Source organism: Leisingera sp. F5 (genome assembly GCF_001593695.1).
Genome location: NZ_LUKH01000128.1, coordinates 1 through 5328, shown reverse-complemented (window position 1 = coordinate 5328; position 5328 = coordinate 1). Strand labels below are relative to the sequence as shown.

Annotated in this window: 4 protein-coding genes, 3 pseudogenes and 1 riboswitch; of the genes and pseudogenes, 3 read left to right on the top strand and 4 right to left on the bottom strand. The window is 59.3% G+C overall.

Annotated features, from left to right (window positions below; all coding sequences use genetic code 11):
- The coding region (locus A2I95_RS25540) for a transaldolase family protein (RefSeq protein WP_291734433.1) at positions 1-289 on the top strand (289 nt) is incomplete at its 5' end.
- Positions 290-465: 176 nt separating this feature from the next.
- Here A2I95_RS25540 and A2I95_RS25535 read toward each other — a convergent pair.
- A complete protein-coding gene (locus A2I95_RS25535) occupies positions 466-942 on the bottom strand; it encodes a hypothetical protein (RefSeq protein WP_291734431.1) in 477 nt (158 codons plus the stop codon).
- Complete coding sequence (locus A2I95_RS25530; protein WP_291734429.1) at positions 939-2003, bottom strand: hypothetical protein; 1065 nt, start codon at positions 2001-2003, stop codon at positions 939-941. Before A2I95_RS25530 ends, A2I95_RS25535 begins: the two co-directional genes overlap by 4 nt.
- A gap of 124 nt (positions 2004-2127) precedes the next feature.
- Between A2I95_RS25530 and A2I95_RS25525 the strand changes: the two are divergent.
- Positions 2128-3410: pseudogene (locus A2I95_RS25525) on the top strand (IS3 family transposase).
- A gap of 281 nt (positions 3411-3691) precedes the next feature.
- Positions 3692-3907: riboswitch (cobalamin riboswitch) on the top strand.
- Between the two features lie 140 nt (positions 3908-4047).
- Positions 4048-4320 (top strand): annotated as a pseudogene (locus A2I95_RS25520) (DUF4198 domain-containing protein); the annotation flags it as partial.
- Positions 4321-4358: 38 nt separating this feature from the next.
- On the opposite strand, the pseudogene cbiM reads toward A2I95_RS25520, so the two are convergent.
- Both cbiM and A2I95_RS25510 read right to left on the bottom strand, forming a co-directional pair.
- Positions 4359-4793: pseudogene (cbiM, locus tag A2I95_RS25515) on the bottom strand (cobalt transporter CbiM); the annotation flags it as partial.
- A 10-nt stretch (positions 4794-4803) separates the two neighbouring features.
- On the bottom strand, positions 4804-5328 hold a 525-nt coding region (locus A2I95_RS25510), incomplete at its 5' end, for a DUF4198 domain-containing protein (protein ID WP_291734426.1).

The window sequence follows — 5328 nt, the reverse complement described above, 5'->3', positions numbered from 1 at the left end:
TGCCACCTTCATCTCTCCCTTCATCGGACGTCTGGATGATATCAGCCTGGACGGCATGGAAGTGATCGAAGACATCCGCACCATCTATGACAACTATGGCTTTGAAACCCAGATCCTGGCCGCCTCGATCCGTTCGGTGAACCACGTGCTGGAGTCGGCCCGCATCGGCGCCGATGTGATCACCGCGCCGCCGGCCGTGATCAAATCGATGGTGAACCACCCGCTGACCGACAAAGGCCTGGATGCGTTCCTCGCCGATATCAAGGCGGCAGAGATCAAGATCCTCTGATCCCGCTTAGCGGATCCAGGACAGTGAAAGGTGCCTCTGATCGATGACGCATTCCGCTTGGTGGAACACGCATCATAGAGGGCCGCCTTGGCAAAGAGTGGCCGCGATGAGTTTCATCGCGGCCATTTCTTGTGGTGCGAAATACGCGCCGCACAATATGATGAGTTCTGGCAGGATCATGTTTGACCCGGCCCCGGCTCCTCATGGGGCTGCAAGTCGGGCCGCACGCTCAATTTATCGGGAATCGCTACGACTTCCGGGTTCGGGGCGACGATTTCCGACTGATCCGTCGACGGGACTTCCGCTTTGCTTGCGGGAGCTTTCCATGACCGGTCCAGCTTGGCACCCACTTTCGCGCCGGCATTAAGCCAGGGTCGATAGAGTACGCGGTAGAGATCAGGCATATCTTCGTCTCCGCCCTTTCGGAGTTTGCGCGCATCCAGGCCGTGGCGCATTGCTGGAATGCGCTTCTGCGGCGAGCGCCGCGCGCGAGGCGCTCGCTGGATAAACTCGTCTGTCCCCGGGATGCGGAGGGAGCGCGGCATCAGTTTCGCCGCTTTCCCGAAGCCGTCGATTTCTTCGTATGGCGCCGTATAGACCCTCGGTTCGAAGAAGTTGTATTTGATCCGGAAGATGTTGATGATCGAGATCAAAATCGCAGGATTGAAGATAGCCCCTGAACATAGGAACCTCCAATCCGGGCGCCTCCGCTTCCTGCTCTGTCCGCCAGGCTGAGGCGTTCTCGTAGCGAGTTCATGAAGGTGCTCGCCGGTTGCAGGGTCGCCTTGTAGACCCAGGGTGCCAGTTCCTCGCGAATATCGGTGTCAAGAGGACCATCGAACGGGATGTTCTTCACCTTCTGACGCAGATGCCCCGGCAGGATCGGGAATCCGACGACCTTGTCGAGCTCTCCGCTCGCCTGCGTCGGCGCAGAAATCCAGAGCTTCGGAAATGTGGGGATCTGGTAGTTCGATCCGGGATACGGCCGGGTCCCGCGCATTGCGGGTGCCATATGGTCCGCGATGTAGGCTTCCGTGACGGTGCGGGCATCAGTCTCAGGAGAGAAGCGACCGGCATACATGCCGTCGTTGTGAAACTGACGACGCGACTTCTTGTATACCTTCACTTTTCCGAGCTTTTCTGGCTTTGTCGTCTTTTCCTTGAACTTCATCGCCAGCCAAACGAAGCGGTCCGCCAAGATTTCCTCTTCGAATACGTGCGGAAGGATATTTGGGAGCATGGCCACCTGTTCCGTCGTCAGGACAATCCGCCCCTTCGGCAGCATCTCTTTGAGAAGAACAAAGTGCGCGGCCTTCGCGTAGAAGTCGTTTGTGGTCATTCCCCCGAAGGAACCGCGTTCCGCATCGGTATCAGCAGGAAAACCGAACCAGTCTTCGGCAATGACGCGAATGTCTTCTTTCATTCCGTTTAGGCGGACGGTGAGATCGTTTCTGGCCTTGGCGTCGGCCTTTAGTTTCTTCGGCATTCGGCGCTGCGCCCTCACGCGGAAGGCATCCAGCTCATTGATGCACGCCGCGAAGAACTGAGGTTCATGTAGGCGGCCGGTTGGTCGCTGCCAGGAGAACTTCGGCGCAGATCCGAACTTGCTCCCGGGGTAGCTCTGGAACAAGTTCTGCGGGTTTCCTTGGCCGCCGGTGTAGGTGTTGTTGAAAAGATCGAGCGGTTTTACCCGTGGGTCGAAGTCGACATCCATGCGATATACATACCCGCTCTTTGCGTCCGCCGTGATGGCGCAGTTGAGCTGCGCGGGTCATCCCCCCGATCTTAAGGGGATGCGGAAGTAGAATTTTCTCGGCAGGATGAACGAGGAGCTTCCGATGAAGAAGACCCGATTCACAGAAGCCCAGATCATGGGTGTGCTGCGCCAGATGGAGGGCGGTGTGCCTGCCGCCGAGCTGTGCCGCGAGCACGGGAGTGAGGTGGAATAGGAATTGATCCAGTGGATCAATTCCCCGCCGAACCAGCGCCACGCTGTACAAGTGGCGAGCGAAGTACGGCGGCATGGACGCCAGTCTCATCAGTGAGAGCGAGCCTTTGTCCGCCATTGATCCGAGGGCAATGGCGAGCGGCGATGGCCGAGGAGAACCGGCGGCTGAAGCGCATGTACGCTGACGTCAGCATGCAGAACGACCTGCTGAAGGAGGCGCTCGGATAAGCAAGATCCTGAACGCCACTGGTTCGAGAGAAGGATCGAACGATCCGGCCATCCATTGCCCGGCAGGGCATTGCGAAGCAATGTCCCGAGAGGGTCAACGCCGAGAGTTGGCCGTGAAAGCGGTTGCGATGAAGGGCGTCAGCATTGCGCTGGCGTGCCGGGCGTTCGATGTCAGTGAGACGTGCTATCGGTACAGCCCGGAGCTGGACGAGGAGAACGAGCAAATCGCCGACTTGCTCCGCGGCCTGACGGCTGCAAGGAAGACTTGGGGCTTTGGCCTGTGTTTCCTGTATCTGCGCAACGTGCAGGGCCACGCTTGGAACCACAAGCGCGTCTACCGGATCTACCGCGAGCTGGAGCTGAACCTGCGGAGTGAGCCATTGAGGCGCCATTGGTTCAAGCCAATGGCGAACGCCGCGCAAGCGTCTGAAGCGGGAAAAGCCGGACGAACTGGCTGTGCCTGAGGCCCCGAATGAGGTCCGGTCGATGGGCTTCATGGCCGACAGGCTGGGGGATGGAGGGCAATTCCGGCTGCTGAACGTTCTGGACGACTTCAACCGCGAAGGGTTGGGCATTGAGATCGGCTTTTCACTGCCTGCGGAACGGGTTGTTCGAGCCCTGAACCAGATCATCGAATGGCGTGGTGCCCCTGGGACAATTCGAGTCGACAACGGCCCGGAATACGTCAGTGGCACCCTCATGGAATGGGCCGAGAACCGGGGCATTGCCTTGGCCTACACCCAGCCCGGAAAGCCCCAGCAGAACGCCTATGTCGAGCGCTGCAACCGGACGGTCCGGCACGAATGGCTGGACTTATACATTTTCGAAAGCATCGAAGAGGTCCAGCAGATTGCCACCGGGTGGCTGTGGTCCTACAACCATGAACGCCCCAACATGGGCAACGGCGGGATGACACCTGCACAGAAACTGAAGATGGCCGCGTAAATTCTACGACCAAACCCCCGCAAAAATGGGGGGATTACCGCAACACCAAGGTCATCAGCAACCTGTTTGCGCGTCAGCCCACTGGTCAGCGCTATTCGCACCGCATCCCGTCGAAATTCATCTGTCCGTTTCAGTCCCATAGTCAGTCTCCTTTGTTGCAATAAATGCTATCAAAGGCGCGGCATCAAACCGGGGCTGATCAATCACGGAGCACCGCAAGGAAGTACTCATTCGGCAACTGAACAGAAGACGGGAAGCTTGACTCAGTAAAATGGTTTTGCCATTCAGCCAGTGTGACCGGTTCCGCGAGTGTTTCAATGCGCAGCGGAAGAAATAGGGAACACGGTGCGGCGTACCCATAAGGGACCAAATCCGTGACTGCCCCCGCAACTGTGAGCGGTGAGTGACGCTGAACATGCCACTGGGATCTTTCCCGGGAAGGCCAGCCGAACCAAGACCCGCGAGTCAGGAGACCTGCCGGACACAGGACAAAGACTTCGCTAGCGGAGTGTCTGCCCTTTTCCACCGGACGCCGGGGTGCGCGTCTGGCGCGGCTGCCGTTCAGGCTTTTCCGTGCCACTATCCCCGTTGTTCATTCCTGATTGCAGGTGCGCCTGTGTCGTCGAATGAGGACGAAATGAAACTGAAATATCTGGCTGCAGCTCTGGCCGTATCCCTGCCGGTCACCGCATCGGCGCATTTCCAGCTGAACTACACTGAAAACGTGCTGATCGGGAAGCCCGGCGATGTGCCGATGGGGCTGGTGTTCTGGCACCCGCTGGAAAACGGCCATGTGATGGACATGGGCAAACCTGAAGAATTTTTTATGGTTCACAAGGGCGAAAAGGTTGATCTTTCGGACCGCTTGGAACCGGCCACATTCAAGGGCGCGGAGAACGAAGCCGCCGCCTACAGGGCGTCGGTTCCGGTCAAGCGCTCGGGCGACTATGTGGCAGCAATGGCCGCGCCGCCGCCGATACCGCCCCAGATGGCGCCCTGCAGAGGCGAGCCGCGGGCCACCAGCGGGCGGAATATCAGCCCGACCAGAACTGCAGGCAGGGCGATGTTCACGGCGTTCACGCCCAGCACGGTCAGCCCGCCGAAGCCAAAGAACACCGCCTGCAGCAGCAGTCCGACAAACAGGGCCGGAAAGGCCGCCCAGCCCAGAACCAGCCCCGCAAGCCCGTTCAGGATCAGGTGAACCGAACTCGGCCCGATCGGGACATGGATCAGGGAGGCCACAAAGAAACTGGCAGAAAGAACCCCCGCCGCCGGAATACGTTCCAGCGGCAGGCTCCGCAGCCCCATGGCGATACCGCCGACGGCGGCAACCGCGCCGCCGATCACAACCGGATTCGACAGTGCGCCGTCTACGATATGCATGGTGCTATTCTCACTTCAGCTCTTCAGCGTGGATCCACAACACAGCGTCCTGGCTAAGCTCCTTGCCGTCATGCTCAGTCGCCGGGCCGGAGCCGAGAGCGGCAAATCCCCAGTGGCCCGCTTTCGGAATGCCAAAGGAAAAGACGCCATTCTGGTCTGCGATCGCAACGATGGCGCCGCCGGACATCGGCTGAACCGTCGGGTTGGTTGTGGAAAAGGCCGCAAGGTCCGGCTCTGATGCCATGAACTCAACCTCGATTTCGGCGCCCGGAACCGGCTTGCCATCCGCCAGCACCTGACCCGAGAAGGTAGAGCCAACAATGACGTTATAGGGCTTGTTCAGCGGCAGGATCTCGGTTTCCAGGCCCACTGGCTGATCCCAATCGGTGGGCAGGGTGTTGCGGTTCAGCACGACTTTGGAAATCTGCTGAATATAGATGTCTTCGCTTTCCTCGTAATAAGGCGCGGGCACAGTCACCACCACATAGTCGCCCGAGCGCTTGACCGGAACCGACGCCCTGTAGGCGGCGGCTTC

Coding starts and splice junctions, on each gene's coding strand:
- A2I95_RS25530 (WP_291734429.1), bottom strand. CDS start 2,003: ATGGATGTCGACTTCGACCCACGGGTAAAACCGCTCGATCTTTTCAAC.